We start from the raw sequence: 17,217 nt of genomic DNA on the forward strand, positions 1-17,217 counted from the left end.
ACAGTCTCCTCAGCCCCGTGGTTCAGCATGTTAGGACATTTATCTTGCAATCATAGAATGGCTCAGCTCCGCTGAAAATTTATGCATTCTATATTTTAAAGAGCGGAAACATAGGATGCCTGTTTCCGCTCGGGATGTTTTCGCTATGGGATGGCCGCTATTACTTAGCGATCTTAGCGAAGTATGCCAATGTGCGAACCAATTGGGAAGTGTAAGACATTTCGTTGTCGTACCAAGCAACGGTTTTAACCAGCTGTTGGTCGCCAACAGTCAACACTTTCGTTTGAGTAGCGTCGAAGAGCGAACCGAACGTGATGCCTTTGATGTCGGAAGATACGATTTCGTCTTCAGTGTAGCCGTAAGTTTCTGGATCGGAAGCTTCTTTCATTGCTGCGTTCACTTCGTCAGCCGTTACTTTGGTGTTCAGAACTGTAACGAGCTCAGTCAGGGAACCTGTTGGTACAGGTACGCGTTGAGCGGCACCGTCCAGTTTGCCTTGCAGTTCTGGAAGAACCAGACCAATCGCTTTTGCAGCGCCAGTGGAGTTAGGAATGATGTTTTCTGCAGCTGCACGCGCACGACGGAAGTCACCTTTTGGATGCGGAGCGTCCAGGGTGTTTTGGTCGCCAGTGTAAGCGTGGATCGTTGTCATCAAGCCTTGAACGATACCGAACTTGTCGTTCAGCGTTTTGGCCATAGGAGCCAGGCAGTTCGTTGTGCAAGATGCGCCGGAGATAACTGTCTCAGTTCCGTCCAGTGTCTCATGGTTAACGTTGTATACGATCGTCTTCATGTCGCCTGTAGCCGGAGCGGAGATTACAACTTTCTTAGCGCCGCCTTTCAGGTGTTTCTCAGCAGCTTCTTTCGTTGTGAAGAAGCCTGTGCACTCGAGAACGATGTCTACGCCGAGATCGCCCCAAGGAAGTTCTTCAGGGTTACGGTTCGCCAGAACCTTAACTTCTTTGCCGTTCACTTTGAAGAAGCCGTCGTGAACTTCGATGTCTCCGTTGAAAGTGCCTTGCGTTGTATCATATTTGAGCAGATGGGCCAACATCTTAGCGTCAGTAAGGTCGTTGATGGCTACAACTTCGATGCCTTCCACATTTTGAATACGGCGGAAAGCGAGTCGTCCGATACGTCCAAAACCGTTAATGCCTACTTTTACACTCATTGAATAGTCCTCCCAAAAGTTCGTATTTTATTTATTCAAAACAGGTAAATACCTGTCATGACATCAAAAGGAATGTTGTTTACTCACCGTCGATTTCCCGGCAAATCTCGATTGCGGCCGCTTCGTCAACCACCAGAATGTCCTCATGGCCGAACTTAAGCACCGCATGGATCGCTTTGGCCTTGCTTCGGCCGCCCGCAATGCCGATGACGGTCTCGGTCCGCATAATGTCCTCCAGCCGCAGCCCCAAAGTCATCATTTTATGAACGACAACGCCTTGTTCATTGAAATAGTAGCCAAAGGATTCGGCTACGGCTCCTTCCGACCGGATCTCCTCCACGGCGGCGGGATCCAGCCTTCTGCGGCGGGTCATCTCCATCGCGTCCCCGATGCCGTGCATGATGATGCGGCAGTGCCTGATCGCCTGCACGATCTCCTGGATGTTGCGGTCCTGCACCAGCGACTGATACGCTTCATCGCTCAGGAGGTCCGGCACATGCAGCAGCCGGTACTGCGCGCCGACGCGCTTGGCCATGGTGGATGCGATCGTGTTCGCCTGAAACTCCACGCTTTCGCCAAGTCCGCCCCTAGCTGGCACGAACCAGCTGTTCTTCATCGGTACGGCCGCCTGCGGCGTCAGCTGCTCCGCCACTTCGGCGAGCGTTGAGCCTCCCGTCACCGCTACGGTGTCCCCTTGGTTCATGACGCCAAGCAGCGCTTTGGCACCCGCGCGTCCCAAGTCACGCTTCGTGAGCGGCGACGATTCGCAATCCCCGGGCACGACCACGACTTTGCGCAAGCCGTACGTCTGGCGGATCTTCTCGCCAAGATCATTGAGGCCGAACAGCACTTTCACCATCGGCTCCATCTGTTCGAGCAGCTTGCTTCCCGCCTCACTGACCCTCATCCCAGAGCTCTCGATCTCAATCAGGCCCTGGGACTTGAGAAGATCCGTCTCGGCCCGCAGCACCCGCTCGGTCATATGCAGGGATGCAGCGAGCGTTCTCCGGCCGATCAGCTCCGACAGCATGATCTGATGAAGAATGGTATATCTGGTCTTGAGAACGTCCACGAGATCAGGCAGAAGCTGCTTTTGTATCTCTAATATATCCCGCATTTCTTTCCACTCCTGCAACTTCGCTTCCCTCTCTCCCCTGGCCCTAAAATGTCCCGGGTCAACGTTTTAAGTCCCACCACTATTCTACTCAATAATGGCGCTGGTTGCAAGTAGTCCACTGACTATAATTCACATCAGCCTTTCCTCCTATACAGCATTTTCCTGATCCAAAAAAATTAATAACTTAACCCTTGCATTTTGAGGCAAGCTATCATATAATAACTCTTGCTATTGAATTTTGCGCCCGTGGTCCAATGGATATGACGTAGGCCTCCGAAGCCTGAGATCGAGGTTCAATTCCTCGCGGGCGCGCCATTTTTCTTCAATAGAAGAGAACGCAGAACGGCAACCGTTCTACGTTATGTTTTTAACCAAACGTACCACAGCCAATCAGATGGCTATTTTTTTTACCTCGAGTTTGACTTTCTTTGACTTTTTGTTTGAAATTGTTTATCATGTGGTTAATACGGTAACAGTATGTATAGAATGACCTATTTTGAGCCAATTAAGGGAGGTTTTCCACGTGAGTTATATTCCTATGGTCGTCGAACAAAGCAACCGCGGTGAACGGGCTTACGACATCTATTCCCGTTTGCTGAAAGACCGCATCATTTTCCTGGGCACCGAAGTCAATGACGTGGTCGCCAATTCTATCATCGCCCAGCTGCTGTTCCTCGCAGCCGAAGATCCGGAGAAAGACATCCATTTGTACATTAACAGCCCCGGCGGATCCATTACGGCCGGTATGGCGATTTTCGATACCATGCAGTTCATCAAACCGGACGTATCTACCATCTGCGTAGGCTTGGCCGCTTCCATGGGCGCGTTCCTGCTGAACGCCGGCGCCAAGGGCAAACGCTTCGGCCTGCCGAACAGTGAGATCATGATCCACCAGCCGCTCGGGGGTGCGCAAGGCCAGGCTACGGATATCGAAATCCGCGCCCGCCGCATTCTGAAAATGCGCGACACCTTGAACCGCATCCTGTCCGAACGTACCGGACAGCCGCTGGAGCGCATCGAGAAAGACACCGACCGTGACTACTTCATGAGCGCAGCTGAAGCGCAGGAATACGGACTGATCGATAAAGTTCTGGAAAGCACTCCAATCCAAGGCGTGTAAATAATCGCGGCTTTGGAACCGAAGAAAAACAGGGAATCTCCCCGAATCGATCCGCTTACGGATCGCCGGGAGGCTCCCTGTTTTTTTGTTTTTCAAGGCGTCAAGCAGGCTGCAAGCGCACCCATGAACATGATTCTCATAGGCTTGACCACATCAATATATTGATGTATTATTCTTACTACATGCCAAATATCATCTACATATTGATTTCCATCGGCATAGTATATATAACATATTTTCCCTCTATCCCAGTCTATCGGTGTAGTTCTGGGATTAAGGGATTTCATGTTCAGCGAAGCTGAACCATTCTGTGATCACAAGAATAACGACCACGATATGTGGTGTGGTTATCTACAATGACGTCAATAGACGTTTTTTTTGCGCCCGTGACCACGGCAGAGAACATTATTCAGGAGTGAAGGATCATGCTAATCGTCTATGATTCCAAGACCGGCAATGTCAGACGCTTTGTCAACAAGCTGAACATGAGAGCCATTCCGATCGAAGAGCAGGAGCAGGTGAATGAGCCTTACGTGCTCGTAACGTATACAACAGGTTTTGGGCAGGTGCCCGAGAAAGTGTCCAACTTCCTGTCGAAGAACAACCGCATGCTTCGCGGCGTGTCGGCCAGCGGCAACCGGAACTGGGGGCCTCGTTTCGCCAAAAGCGCGGATACGATATCGGAGATGTACCATGTGCCGGTCATCACCAAGTTTGAGCTTTCGGGAACGATGCGGGATACGGAGATTTTCAAAGAGAGGGTGCGGAGCATTGAAGCATATTGAACTCAACAACGAAATTATGCAGCGCGGATCGGACGGTTACTTTCAATTGGAAAAGGACCGGGAGGCGGTTGCCGCCTTTATGGAGGAAGTGGAGCGCGATACGATGAAGTTCGGCTCCCTGCGCGAGAAGCTGGATTACCTGATCAGCAACGACTACTACGAGAACGTGTTTGAGCATTATACCTACGACGAAGTCGAGTCCGTGTTCAACCTGACGGGGAGCAGCGACTTCCAATTCCAGTCCTACATGGCGATCTCGAAGTTCTACAAGGACTATGCGATGAGAACCAACGACAAGAAGCAGTACCTGGAGCAGTATCCGGACCGCGTCGCCATCGTGGCGCTGTACTTGGGCGAAGGGAATATCGGTAAAGCGCTCCGTATCGCCGAAGCGATGATCGAGCAGCGGCTGCAGCCAGCGACCCCGACTTTCCTCAACGCCGGCAAAAGCCGCCGCGGTGAGCTGGTCTCCTGCTTCCTGCTGGAAATGGACGATTCGCTCAATTCGATCAACTACGTGCTCGGCACCTGCATGCAGCTGTCCAAAATCGGCGGCGGCGTTGCCGTCAATTTGTCCAAGCTGCGTGGGCGCGGCGAACCGATCAAAGGCGTGGCCGGAGCGGCCAAAGGCATCATGCCGGTGCTGAAGCTGATGGAGGACGCGTTCTCCTATGCCGACCAAATGGGCCAGCGTAAAGGCTCGGGTGCCGGATACTATAACATTTTCGGCTGGGATGTCATCGAGTTCCTTGATTCGAAGAAAATCAACGCCGACGAGAAGCTGCGCATCAAGACGCTGTCGATCGGGCTGATTGTGCCGAATAAATTTTACGAGCTCGCCGCCCAAAACAAGCCGCTTGTGGTCTTTGGCCCTTACTCGGTGTACAAAGCCTACGGCAAGCATCTGGACGACCTGGACATGGACGAAATGTACGACGAGCTGCTCGCCAATGACCAGGTAACGAAAAAAACCGTCATGAGCGCCCGCGACATGCTGACGAAAATCGCTTCGATCCAGCTCGAGTCCGGTTATCCGTACATCGTGAATAAATCGAACGCCAACAAGGTGCATGCGCTGAAGGATGTCGGCCAGATCAAAATGTCCAACCTGTGCACGGAAATTTTCCAGCTGCAGGAGACTTCGGAAATCAACGACTACGGTGTCGCTGATGTGATTCGCCGGGACATCAGCTGCAACCTGGCCTCGCTGAACATCGTGAACGTGATGGAGCAGGGAAAAATCAAAGAATCGGTCCGTGTCGGCATCGAGGCCCTTACCGTCGTCAGCGATCACTCCCGCGTGGAGAACGCGCCGGGCGTGAGCCTCGCCAACAAGGAGCTGCACTCCGTCGGCCTTGGAGCCATGAACCTGAACGGTTACCTGGCCAAAAACAAAATCGCATACGAGAGTGCGGAAGCGCGCGAGTTTGCGAGCACCTTTTTCATGATGATGAACTACTACTCGCTGGAGCAAAGCATGGAAATCGCGCGCGATCGCGGCGAAACGTTCCGGGATTTCGACAAGTCCGAGTACGCGAAGGGTACCTATTTTGACCGCTACCTCGAAAAGGACTTCCGGCCGCAATCGGAACGTGTGAAGCAGCTGTTTGAAGGCATCGAGATCCCGTCCCCTGAGGACTGGGCGCAGCTCAAGGCGCTTGTGCAGAAGCACGGACTGTACCATGCCTACCGTCTGGCGATCGCGCCGACGCAGAGCATCTCGTACATCCAGAACGCGACGTCCAGCGTCATGCCAATCGTCGAGCATATCGAAACGCGCACCTACGCGAACTCGACGACATATTACCCGATGCCGTTCCTCAGCGCGGAAACGCAGTGGTATTATAAATCGGCCTACAATATCGACCAGTTCCGCCTGATCGACATGATCGCGGAAATCCAGCAGCATGTGGACCAAGGCATTTCCACCGTGCTGCACGTCAACAGCACCGTATCGACCCGGGAATTGTCCCGTTTCTATATTTACGCCGCCCAGAAAGGGCTGAAATCGCTGTACTACACCCGGACGAAAAAATTGTCCATCGAAGAGTGCACCAGCTGCGCCGTCTAAATTCGAATATTACGCAAGGCGACGGCGGGGGCTTGAACAGCCCCTGTCGCCTTCTTCTATAAAAGGAGCAATGGTCTGATGAAAGCAGTAAACTGGAACCGGCCCGATGACGATTTTACGCTCATGTTCTGGCAGCAGAACATCATGCAGTTTTGGACCGACGACGAAATCCCCTTGTCCGACGATAAAATGGACTGGATCAAAATGACCGACGAGGAGCGCACCGCCTACAAACATGTTCTTGGCGGACTGACGCTGCTGGATACGCTGCAGGGCGGCGTCGGCATGCCGAAAATTTTGGAGCATGTGGAAGGCCTGCAGCGCAAAGCCGTGCTCGGCTTCATGTCGATGATGGAGCAAATCCACGCCAAATCGTACAGCAGCATTTTCACCACGCTCGCCTCGACGGAGGAGATCGACGCCATTTTCCGCTGGGTGGAGGACAACGAGCAGCTGCAGTTCAAAGCGAAGAGCATCGAATCCTGGTACGCGAACATTCAAACCAAGCGCGATCTCTACAAGGCGATGGCCGCTTCCGTCTTCCTGGAAAGCTATCTGTTCTACAGCGGCTTCTTCTATCCGCTTTACCTGGCCGGACAGGGCAAAATGACCAGCAGCGGCGAAATCATCGACCTGATCATCCGCGACGAGAGCATTCACGGCCTGTACGTCGGCACGCTGGCCCAGGAGCTGTTCCAGGAGTTCTCTTTCGAAGAGCAGGAGGAGCTGCGCCGGGAGCTGTACGAGCTGCTTGAGACGCTGTATCAGAACGAGGTGAAATATACGGATGACCTGTACAGCCCGATCGGACTGCAGGAGGAAGTCAAAACCTATGTCCGCTATAACGCCAACAAAGCGCTGATGAATCTCGGCTTCGAGCCGCATTTCCCGGAAGAGCCGATCAACCCGATCGTCTTCAATGGCATCAGCACTCACACCAAGCAGCATGATTTCTTCTCGAAAAAAGGCAACGGCTACGTCCGCGCGATCAACATCGAGCCGCTGTCCGACGACGACTTCGTGTTTGACGTATAAGTTCAGGCAAGTAACAGAAGGAGCTCCGCTCCATAACAAAATCCCCTTTGAGCAGACAAGTGCAGGAAAGCCCACTGCCGTTTGCTCAGAGGGGATTTTTTTCTGGGATTGTCGTATCCACAGCAGCGCAATTCTCTTGTTGACATTTCAAATTATTTTGAAATATAATGTTCCCGATCCAATCATTTCAAAATAATTTGAATTATAGGGGTGAACTACGATGTCTACTGATCAACAAACTCGGCTAAGCGGCTCTACATCCGAAATGGCTTCCGTCAAGCAGCGGGGCATGGGATGGAGTTTGGCACTGCTTGCTCTAGCACAGCTGATTTACGGGCTCGACATCAATATCGTTTTCGTCGCATTGCCTGAGATCGGACATGGCCTTGGCTTCTCGGAACAGTCCCTGCAATGGGTGGTCAGTGCTTACACGGTTTTCTGCGGGGGCTTCCTGCTTCTTGGAGGGCGTGCTGCCGATATGCTGGGACAAAAGCGAATGTTTATTTTTGCGTTGGTCCTTTACGCCCTTTCATCGCTATTGGGAGGCTTGGCTTGGGACCCGCTCGTCATCATTATAGCCCGTGCCATCCAAGGTATCGGAGCGGCGTTCCTGTTTCCCGCCACGTTATCGCTGATCAACCGATTGTTTGAGGAAGGTCCGCGCCGAAACCGCGCTCTTGCCGTATGGGGCGGGGCCGGAGCCAGCGGCCTGACGATTGGCTCGATCCTGGGCGGGGTATTGACGAATGCGTTTGGCTGGGAAGCGGTCTTTTTAGTGAATGTTCCATTAGCAGGAATCGTTGCACTAGCCGCGCTGTTCGTTATTCCCCGCGACGAACGGCGGAATCAAAAGCGCTATTTCGATGTTCCCGGCGCCGCCACGGTAACCGCAGGCGCTACTCTCCTGGTATATGTTCTTGTCCAGGGACCCGAATTGGGCTGGGCCTCCACGGAAATGATCATCTGTGCTGCCCTTTCCCTGATCCTCTTGTCGATCTTTGCCCTGATCGAAATACGCAGTACCGCTCCTTTAATGTCGATCCATCTTTTCCGTAACCGCAGCTTGGCTGCCAGCATGGTCATTACATTCATCTACATGGGGACGTTTGGTGCCTTACCTTACTTCCTGACAACCTTATTTCAAAATGTGCATGGATACAGTGCTCTGCAAACCGGGCTTGCCTTCATTATCCCTTCCTTAGCGATTGCCGCAGGCACCCAGCTCGGCGAAAGGCTGGCGACCCGTTTGGAGGCGCGAAGCACACTGCTTATCGGCATGATCATCGGAATTGTTGGGACCATACTGATTCCATTAGGTGCGTACACGGATAGCAGCTACCTAATGATCGTTCCGGGCCTTGTAATTTCCGGGATCGGCCAGGGCATCACCTGGACCGCCATGTGGATCACGGCTTCAGACGGCGTAGCCCCCGAGGACCAAGGCGTCGCGTCCGGGATGGCCTCGACTACCTTAAACATCGGCAATGCCATCGGGCTTGCCATCTTGATCGCCATCGCGAACTCGGGTACGCATCAACTGACGGGTGAAGCTTTTCGCCAAGCATTAGCTGAGGGGAATCGGACAGCCATTTATCTCGCGGCGCTCGGCATTCTCCTTGGCGCGCTTGTCGCCTTGTTTTTGCCCCGCAAACGAAAAATATGACCGGCTGCCGCCACGCAGCAAAAACAGCCAAACCCCCGTTATAGGTTTAACGGGGGTTTGGCTGCTTAAAGTATCCGCTTGAGGATCGTTGACCGACGCTCGTTGAGATAAATGTTCTATACTCATCAGACTCGCTTACATCATCTCAGCTGCATCGGCTCCATTATTTCGCTGCTTCGAACGGATCCGTTCCCTTCGGCAGCAGGTCGCTGAAGTTGAACGTATACGTCGGGAAGCCGGCGGCATACGGCCCGATTTCATACTGTTGGAAGAAGATCGTCAATCCGCTTTCCTTCACATAGAAGTCCGCGTCCTTTTTCAGCCCGTTGAAGCCGTCTGTGAAGCCGTCTTTGGTCGCTTTTTGCTTCAGCAGTTTGTCCAGCTTGGTCTTGGCGTCGGCCGAATTGTGGAGCAGGCTGTCCAGTGTCAGCTGTTTGCCGTCCTTCAGCGAGAACGTAAACCCTTCGCGGGCCGTCATCCCGTGAGCTCCGCCTGTGTATTCATAAGAATCCGTCACGATGCTCAGGACGCCTTGGCGGTTATAAGTAACCAGGAACGTTCCGTCGAACTCATACGGGTGCTCCACCTTCGCGTCGCGTTTTTTCGCTTTGGCCTTGGCTTCTGTGGCGAACGCTTCCGCCTTGTCTTTAAATACTTTGTTGATCGCCTCCTGGGCGTCCGCGTTAGCCAGCCCGCTTAACTGAGGATAACGGATCAGAATCGTTGCATTGGCGTCGCTCGCCTTGATGAGTTCGGTGGAGATTGCCACCTGGTTCATCTGACGCTTGGACAGGCTCAACGTTTTGGAAGACGCGTTATACACGCCCTGGAAGCCCATATAGTCGTTCAGCAGCTTGAAAGGGACGTACAGCTTGCCGTCGATCAATTTGCCCTCGTAGTTGTTCGAATTGTCCCCGACATAGCTTCCGTTGATATAAGCGCTGACCCCGTAGTCGGAAACCTCCAGGTTCAGCTTCGTTACCCCGGATCCGACAGTGTACGTCTTGATACCCGGATTATAAGACAGCGGCAGACCGGCGGCATCGCGCAAAATGGACACCGGAATCATGGTGACCCCGTCAACCAGTTTCCCCTGCAGCGATAGCACCTTGCCGTTATATTTCAACGCCACTCCCGGCTGCGCAGCCGGCTTTACGACCGGCTTTGAGGCTGCAGCCGACACCTGCGATCCCCCAAACACGCCGGCATTTCCGATCAATACGCCTGCGGCCAGCACCGCGGCTCCCCATTTCATTCCCTTGTTCATCCCTATCCAATCTCCTCTCCAAACATTGCTGCTTGTGCTAGTCATATGATTTATTACCCAAATTCACCACTTCCCTATTATAAAAAAGAGCTCCGCCGATTTGTTTACAACCGGGGTTACAGTATTGTCGTTTACGCCAGCCAAAAGTATAACTCTCTTAACCTTTACGTTAACTTTGTGTTCCTTCATCCGATCGGCCACGGGCCTTGCGATCATGTCGTCATAAAAATAATGCCCCGTTCCGGAAGCCAGCTTAAGCATGGATCCCGAAACAGGGCAATTGTTCTTAAACGATATTAACGGTCGTTGTAAGGCCTCTGCTTACTACCGTCCGCTCTTCAGCTCCGTCCAGTAACGGTCATAGAGCTGCAGGGTATCCTTTACGTCGCCGAGCCATTCCGTCCGGCCCAGCTCTTCTTCGGAGAGGTTGATCATATGGTTGTTCCGGTATTCCTCGCTGTGGAACTCCATCGCTTTGGCGTTCGGATCGCTGTATCCGATCGATTCATAGTTCTTTGCGCTGACCTGCGGATCGAGCATGTAGTTGATAAACTTCTCGGCAAGCTCTTTATGCTCGGCCCCTTTCGGGATCGCATAGTTATCCGAGAAGATCGTCCCGCCCTCTTTTGGCACGACATATTCCACATCCGGATTGTCCTTCGCGATAAAAGCCGCGTCGCCGGACCATACCGTTCCGATCCAGCCTTCCTCCTGAATCATTTTCTGCTTGATGGTATCCGTGTCGAAAGCAAGAACGCTCGGCAGCAGCTTCTTCAGGTCGTCCACGGCCGACTTGATCTCGCCTTCATCCTGGGAGCTGTTCGAGTGCCCCTGCTTCTTCAAGGCCATGCCAATCACTTCGCGGTTGTCGTCCAGCAGAAGGACCTTGCCCTTGTATTTCGGGTCCCACAGATCCTCCCAGCTGTCGATGGTGTCCTTTACGTACTTTTTGTTATACGCGATACCCGTTACGCCGGAAGTGTATACGATCGAGTATTTATTGCCCGGGTCAAAATCAGGGTTCTTCAGCGATTCCTGAATGTTCTCGAAGTTCGGAATGTTGTTCTTGTCCAGCGGTTCCAGCAGATTGTTCTCGATCATCGTCCGGACCATGTAGTCCGAAGGCTGGATCAGATCGTATCCGCCGCCGCCCGCCTTGATTTTGGCCAGCAAATCCTCGTTGTTCGCATAGTTGTCATACGTAACCTTGACGTTGAATTTACTCTCGAAGTCCTTGAGCACCTGCTCGTCAAAATTATCAGCCCAGCTGTAAATATGAAGCGTCTCCTTGGAAGATGAGCATCCTCCCAGGGATGCAACCGACACGAGGGCGAGTGCCCCAGCCAGTACGAGACCGGCGATACCCTTTCTTTTCACAGTAACATATCTCCTCTCTTTCTCCTTATAGCGTGTAGTCCATATCCTGTAGTTCAATCAATAGTTCCATCAAATAGTTCAATATCTTGCAGCTGCGTTAAATCGGCAGCATTTTATGCTTCTTCTGGCCCTTGCCGCGGTTGAGGAAAAACTGCGCCAGCAAAATCAGCACCACGCTCACCACGATCAGCAGCGTACAGAGTGCGTTAATTTCCGGCGAGATTCCCCGCTTCACCTGGCCGTAAATATAAATCGGCAGCGTAGTTGAGCTTGGCCCGGCTACGAAGAAGCTGACCATAAAGTCGTCCAGCGACATCGTAAACGCGATCAGCGCCCCCGAGATGACGCCCGGGAAAATTTGCGGCCACGTTACATGGCGGAACGTCTGCCAAGGGGTGGCGCCAAGGTCGGCGGCCGCCTCCTCCAGCTGCTTGCCCATTCCCGCAAGGCGGGCCGTCACGACGACATAGACGTACGACATGCTGAACGTGATATGGGCGATGATAACTGTCGCTTTACCCAGCGGAACATGCATCTGGTTGAACAGCACCAGCAGCGACAGCCCCATGATGATGTCGGGAATAATAACGGGCAGGTACATGAGTCCGTTCATGCTGCCCTTCCATCGCCGGCCAAGCCCCCGTAGGGACAAGGCTCCCACGGTTCCAAGCAGCGTCGCTACGATCGTGGATACGATCCCGACGGTTAAGCTGTTCATGAGCGCTTCAAGCACATGGTCATCGGTCATCAGCGAGGCGTACCAGTCGAACGTAAATCCTTCCCAGTCCCCGCTGAGCCTCGTGTTATTAAATGAATAAATAATAATGAGCAGGATCGGCACATAAATAAAGATCATCATCAGCACGGAGTGAATCCCCAGCAGGGGATGACTTTTTTTCTTCATGCTCTCCCCTCCTTCGCTCGGTCCGCCCGGGACTGCATCGCCCGGTTAAACAGCAGGATCAGAATGAGGGACGTGATGACGAAAAGCACGGACAGCGCCGAGCCGAACGGCCAGTTGCGCGCCCCCAGATACTGCTGCTGGATGATGTTGCTGATCATCGTCGACTTGGCACCGCCGAGAATATCCGTGACGACGAACATCCCCGTCGTGGAGACATAGACCAAGACGCAGCCGGTCATGATCCCGGACTTGCTCTGCGGCAGCGTGATGTACCGGAACGCTTTCCAGCGGGTAGCCCCCAGGTCGCTGGCCGCATCCAGCAGCCGCTTGTCCATCTGTTCCAGCGCGACGTAAATCGGCAGCACCATGAACGGAATGAAGTTGTAAACCATGCCCAGCAGCACCGCGCCTTTGGTATACAGCATTTGCAACGGCTCCTGAATCCATCCAAAATGGATCAGCAGCGTATTCACCACGCCCTGCGTGCGCAGCAGCAGCACCCAGGCGTACGTCCGGATCAGGAAGTTGATCCAGAACGGAATCGTGATCAGCACCAGTCCCCAGGTCTGCACCCTGGGAGAGGCATTGGCGATAAAATAAGCGAGCGGGTAGCTGACCAACAAGCATACGACGGTCGTCACCACCGACAGCACTAACGTATCCCAATAGATGCCGAGATACAAAGAGTCGAAAAAGGTTTTATACCCGTTCAGCGAGAAATGAAAGACAACATTGCCCAGTGTGTCGCGGCTCATCAATGACATGACCACGACGATCACCATCGGGACGAGCAGAAACAGCGCCAGCCACAGCAGAACCGGCGTAATCAGCAGCTTGGATCGTCTCATGCCCCGATGACCACCTCATCCCGCTGACTCCAGTCCACCCCGATCCGCTGCCCAACCTTCCAAACGATCTCATCTTCGAAGTCCAGAGCGATCGTCACCATCATCGGTTCGCCATCGAGCTGGACGGTTAGCTTATGAACGTTGCCAAGATACAGCACATCCTGAATGACTCCGGTCTTGCGGACCCCTTCGGTTTCCCGTTTTGGACGCAGCTTCTCCGGCCGTACGGCAAAAAGCTCCGAACCGGAACTGAAAATATTGTTCTCCCCGACGAAAGTCGCGGCGAAAAGCGTCTTCGGCGCGGCATAGATGTCCTTCGGCGTGCCGATCTGCTCGACTTTGCCGCTGTTCATGATCACGATCCGGTCGGACAGCATCATTGCTTCCTCCTGGTCGTGCGTGACATAGACAAACGTAATGCCCAGCGAGCGCTGCAGATGCTTCAGCTCAGATTGCAGGCTCTTGCGCAGCTGCAGGTCGAGCGCGCCCAGCGGCTCGTCGAGCAGGAGCACTTTGGGCTTGTTCGCGATTGCCCTCGCGATGGCCACCCGCTGCTGCTGTCCGCCGGACAGCTGATGCGGATAACGCGAAGTAAGCGCGGTTAGCTGCGTCATCTGGACGGCTTCAGCAACCCGTGCTTTTTGCTCTGCCTGGGGCAGCTTTTTCATTTTCAAACCGAAGGCGATATTGTCTCCGACGGTCATATGCGGGAACAGCGCGTAGTGCTGGAACACCAGGTTCAGATCCCGCTGGTTAGGCGGAAGCTTCGTGACGTTCTGCCCTTCCAGGATAATCTCGCCGTGAGTCGGCTGTTCGAATCCGGCAATCATGCGTAGTATGGTCGTCTTACCGCAGCCGCTAGGCCCGAGCAGAGTCAGGAATTCCCCTTCTTCAATGTTCAGTGACAGCGGATGCACGACAACTTGTCCTTCAAATTGCTTCTCAATCTGGACAAGTTCAATCATATGCATCAACCCCTTATCCATTACTAAGAAAAAAGCCATATCCATGGGTATGGCTTTTTCGGTAAATTATTTTTCCCCGTTACGATCAACGGAAGTTGTTTAAACTGTTGCTGCATGTACAAATTTTCGCATATTCACTATAACGTTTTTTGACCCTTGGTACAATACCTTTCTGTGTTTTCCCGCTGGAAAAGGGGGGATCGGGACCCACATCTGCGCAAAAAGCCGCCGCTTCAAGGGACGTCTGTCCCCGAAACGGCGGCTTGGCTCGGACCAAATCAGCCCGTGCTTATTTCATTTCGTACTGCACGCTCAGCTGCGTCGATACTTTCACTTCGCCAGGCTCCACCGAGGTGGCGTTGCCGGCGCTGCTTGCCGCATCCATTTTGGTCATGGAAGATTCGGCATAAATGATCGGGTTCTGCGCATCGCCCTGGCTCACGACCAGAACCACTCCCAGCTGACGCTTGGCGGCCTTGGCAATGGCGCCCGCTTTCAGATCAGCGTTAGCCATTGCCTTCTCAATCACTTGTGCCTCATATTGGTCACGGTTCTCAACAGAGAACTGTACGCTTTCAATGTTGTTGGCACCCGCACCGGAAGCGGCGTCAAGCAGCTGTCCAACCTTGGACAGGTCGCGGTACGATACCTGCAGCGTATGGTGGGCCGTATAGCCCGTCACTTTTTGTCCGTCCTTCTCGTTGTAGGTGTAGTTCGGCTGCACATAGAACGTGGTGCTCTTGATATCTTTGTCTTCGATTTTCCACGTCGTCTTCAGCAGCGCGGTGATCTTTTGGATTTTGTCTGCCGTTGCCTTTTGCGCGCTTTGTGCCGTTGCCGCTTGCGAGTCCACACCGATCGACAAGTATGCGATATCCGGCTTGACCGAAATCTCACCTTTGCCCACAACATTGATGACATTGCGCTGTACATCCTGGTCCGCATAGACGGTGGTCGAGCCACCCAGTCCGGTGACGCCCGCGCCTCCAGCCAAGAGCGCTCCTGCGATCAACACGGAACCTACCGGTTTCAGCCATGTTTTCATTACCTTCAGCCTCCCTTTATATACTTCCAGTGTATCCATATAGCCGAAAGCGCAAGCACGGACGCAGCCTGTAGGTCAAACCGCCTGCGCAGCCGCCCTCACCTTCCAACTGTATTTGTCTACTAGACGTAGGGGACTGTTAAATGTTGCACATGTTAGAAAAATAATCTTTTGCCTATGAAACGGTCAGCTGACGATCGATTTCAAGTGGCTCTGCGCTTCCTTAATGCCGGCCAGGCTCTGCTCATTGTTGCCGAGGAGGGACTGCAATGTGGCCGACAATTCCTGGAGCGTCGCCGACGTTTGCTCGTTCACCGACGCGAGATGCGAAGTGGACTCGTCAATGGAACCCGAGAACGTCTCCACTTCGTGAAGCAATCCGCGGTACCCGTCGGAAATTTGCAGCAGTCCGGCCACCGACTCTTTAATGGATTCAAAGGCTTCATACGTCTCATGCGTCATCTCGCTGCTCTTCTGCATCCGCTCCGCAACCTGATCCATCCGCATCAGGGTGTCGCTCATCAGCTCGGAGAAGCTGTGAAGCTGGAGCGAAATTTTCTCCGCCGAGTCCGAGGCATTCTCCGCCAGCTTGCGGATTTCCCTGGCGACCACGGCAAAACCTTGTCCATGCTCGCCTGCCCGTGCCGCCTCAATGCTGGCGTTCAGCGACAGCAGGTTGGTCTGGTTCGCAATCTCCTGAATGGTCTGGCTGAACTGCGTCGTTTCATGAACCTTTCCGGTCAAGCTCTGGATATCCTGCGACATGGCGCCGATTTCTTCCTTGAATTCGATAATCGCTTCGTTCAGCTGCTCCACTTTGTCCTTGCCGGATTCCGACAGCCGGTTCGCCGTACCTGTCTGGCTCAGCAGCGTTTCCGTCGAGTTGGACATCTGCTTGATCATCTCGTTCATCTGCTTAATGGACTCGTTAATGGCATAGGTGGAATCCACCTGGGATGATGCCCCGCCCGATATCTCTTGAAAGGCGACGTTCATCTGCTGGAACGAGGCGGTGTTATCCTCGACCGCCTGCGTCAGATCGTCGATGCTGCCGGTCACCGCAGCCACGCTGCCCAGCACGTGTTCCTTTTGTTCCTTCTGCTCGGCCAGCAGCCGCTCGGTCTGATCGCTTGCCGCTTTCATATTGTTCATCAAGGACCGGGTCACCCGCAGCAGCAGGAACACCATGACACATACAAGCGCATACATAATGATGACCGTTAATGGTCCGTCCTTCGAACCGGTTCCGAGCTGAACCTCATCAGCCTTTTGCAGGCACAGGTAGAGCATCAACCCCAAGCCGTACAGCATCGTGATCGAGGTTAATATAATACGCAAGGTGATCAGCGCCAACACGAGCAAATAGTATATGGAAAACAAGCTGCTCGGGCTGGTGGAATCCAACGCCTGAATGAGGATCGTCAGGGCCACCCCCGTAATGGCAATAACGGCCGCCTGATGAATCAGCTTACGCCGGACTTGGCTGTACACCATTACCAGCAGAACTACCAAATCAATCAAGAAGCTTAAGTTGTTGAGACTCGTCAGATTATCGAGACTTCCCAGCTTGACCGTGGACACAGCCATCAGCGTGGAGATCAGAATCGCGATCAGCAGAATCCGGTTTCTGCCCATTGCGTCCCGCTCCGCGATCGTCAGCCTCCGTCGTTTCCCCGATCCTTCAGCCTCATCTGTGTTGGTTGTGGTACTGTTCCATTTCCCCATACGTTGACCCCTCTTTATCAAAATAAATGCATCCGGGCTTCCCCGCTGCCGCCGCTTACATGAACGGCTATAGCTATGATATCGGACGGCAGATTTATTTTTATAAGAGCCAAATCGTCCCAGA

General features: G+C 53.4%; 14 protein-coding genes and 1 tRNA gene. 6 read left to right on the top strand and 9 right to left on the bottom strand.

The genetic code is table 11. From position 1 onward, the window contains the following. Positions 1-160: 160 nt before the first annotated feature. Both gap and BCV73_RS28325 read right to left on the bottom strand, forming a co-directional pair. Positions 161-1,171, bottom strand: a complete 1,011-nt coding sequence (gene gap / locus BCV73_RS28320) for a type I glyceraldehyde-3-phosphate dehydrogenase (protein ID WP_076173156.1) — start codon at positions 1,169-1,171, stop codon at positions 161-163. Positions 1,172-1,250: 79 nt separating this feature from the next. Beyond that, positions 1,251-2,288, bottom strand: coding sequence for a sugar-binding transcriptional regulator (locus BCV73_RS28325; RefSeq protein WP_076173157.1), 1,038 nt, complete (start codon positions 2,286-2,288; stop codon positions 1,251-1,253). A gap of 240 nt (positions 2,289-2,528) precedes the next feature. Here BCV73_RS28325 and BCV73_RS28330 point away from each other — a divergent pair. The 6 genes from BCV73_RS28330 to BCV73_RS28355 all read left to right on the top strand — a co-directional run bounded on the left by BCV73_RS28330 (position 2,529) and on the right by BCV73_RS28355 (position 8,962). Continuing rightward, positions 2,529-2,603 (top strand) — tRNA-Arg (locus BCV73_RS28330). Between the two features lie 208 nt (positions 2,604-2,811). Further along, complete coding sequence (clpP, locus tag BCV73_RS28335; RefSeq protein WP_076173158.1) at positions 2,812-3,408, top strand: ATP-dependent Clp endopeptidase proteolytic subunit ClpP; 597 nt, start codon at positions 2,812-2,814, stop codon at positions 3,406-3,408. Positions 3,409-3,833: 425 nt separating this feature from the next. Next, positions 3,834-4,193 carry a class Ib ribonucleoside-diphosphate reductase assembly flavoprotein NrdI gene (gene nrdI / locus BCV73_RS28340; protein ID WP_076173159.1) on the top strand — a complete coding sequence of 120 codons (360 nt, stop codon included), beginning with the start codon at positions 3,834-3,836 and terminating at the stop codon, positions 4,191-4,193. Beyond that, entirely contained in the window at positions 4,180-6,264 is a 2,085-nt protein-coding gene (gene nrdE, locus BCV73_RS28345) for a class 1b ribonucleoside-diphosphate reductase subunit alpha (RefSeq protein WP_089549395.1), read from the top strand. Before nrdI ends, nrdE begins: the two co-directional genes overlap by 14 nt. 78 nt (positions 6,265-6,342) lie before the next feature. Further along, entirely contained in the window at positions 6,343-7,299 is a 957-nt protein-coding gene (gene nrdF, locus BCV73_RS28350; RefSeq protein ID WP_089549396.1) for a class 1b ribonucleoside-diphosphate reductase subunit beta, read from the top strand. A 220-nt stretch (positions 7,300-7,519) separates the two neighbouring features. Continuing rightward, positions 7,520-8,962: an MFS transporter gene (locus tag BCV73_RS28355; RefSeq protein ID WP_218828203.1), complete on the top strand. Its 1,443-nt coding sequence runs from the start codon at positions 7,520-7,522 to the stop codon at positions 8,960-8,962. Positions 8,963-9,125: 163 nt separating this feature from the next. Here BCV73_RS28355 and BCV73_RS28360 read toward each other — a convergent pair whose 3' ends face one another. The 7 genes from BCV73_RS28360 to BCV73_RS28395 all read right to left on the bottom strand — a co-directional run bounded on the left by BCV73_RS28360 (position 9,126) and on the right by BCV73_RS28395 (position 17,093). Beyond that, complete coding sequence (locus BCV73_RS28360; protein ID WP_179232089.1) at positions 9,126-10,229, bottom strand: PdaC/SigV domain-containing protein; 1,104 nt, start codon at positions 10,227-10,229, stop codon at positions 9,126-9,128. 324 nt (positions 10,230-10,553) lie between these two features. Further along, positions 10,554-11,591 (bottom strand): polyamine ABC transporter substrate-binding protein, encoded by a 1,038-nt coding sequence (locus tag BCV73_RS28370; RefSeq protein WP_373319031.1) that lies wholly within the window; start codon positions 11,589-11,591, stop codon positions 10,554-10,556. A 112-nt stretch (positions 11,592-11,703) separates the two neighbouring features. Next, positions 11,704-12,510 carry an ABC transporter permease gene (locus tag BCV73_RS28375; protein ID WP_089549400.1) on the bottom strand — a complete coding sequence of 269 codons (807 nt, stop codon included), beginning with the start codon at positions 12,508-12,510 and terminating at the stop codon, positions 11,704-11,706. Further along, a complete protein-coding gene (locus BCV73_RS28380; protein WP_089549401.1) occupies positions 12,507-13,358 on the bottom strand; it encodes an ABC transporter permease in 852 nt (283 codons plus the stop codon). The genes BCV73_RS28375 and BCV73_RS28380 overlap by 4 nt, the downstream gene beginning before the upstream one ends. Beyond that, complete coding sequence (locus BCV73_RS28385; RefSeq protein WP_275541930.1) at positions 13,355-14,329, bottom strand: ABC transporter ATP-binding protein; 975 nt, start codon at positions 14,327-14,329, stop codon at positions 13,355-13,357. The genes BCV73_RS28380 and BCV73_RS28385 overlap by 4 nt, the downstream gene beginning before the upstream one ends. 283 nt (positions 14,330-14,612) lie before the next feature. Continuing rightward, positions 14,613-15,368: an SIMPL domain-containing protein gene (locus tag BCV73_RS28390; RefSeq protein ID WP_089549403.1), complete on the bottom strand. Its 756-nt coding sequence runs from the start codon at positions 15,366-15,368 to the stop codon at positions 14,613-14,615. Between the two features lie 186 nt (positions 15,369-15,554). Continuing rightward, on the bottom strand, positions 15,555-17,093 hold the full coding sequence (locus tag BCV73_RS28395) for a methyl-accepting chemotaxis protein (RefSeq protein WP_179232091.1): 1,539 nt from the start codon (positions 17,091-17,093) through the stop codon (positions 15,555-15,557). Between the last annotated feature and the right edge of the window lie 124 nt (positions 17,094-17,217).

It is taken from the genome of Paenibacillus sp. SSG-1, assembly GCF_002224835.1.
GTDB lineage: Bacteria > Bacillota > Bacilli > Paenibacillales > Paenibacillaceae > Paenibacillus_AQ > Paenibacillus_AQ favisporus.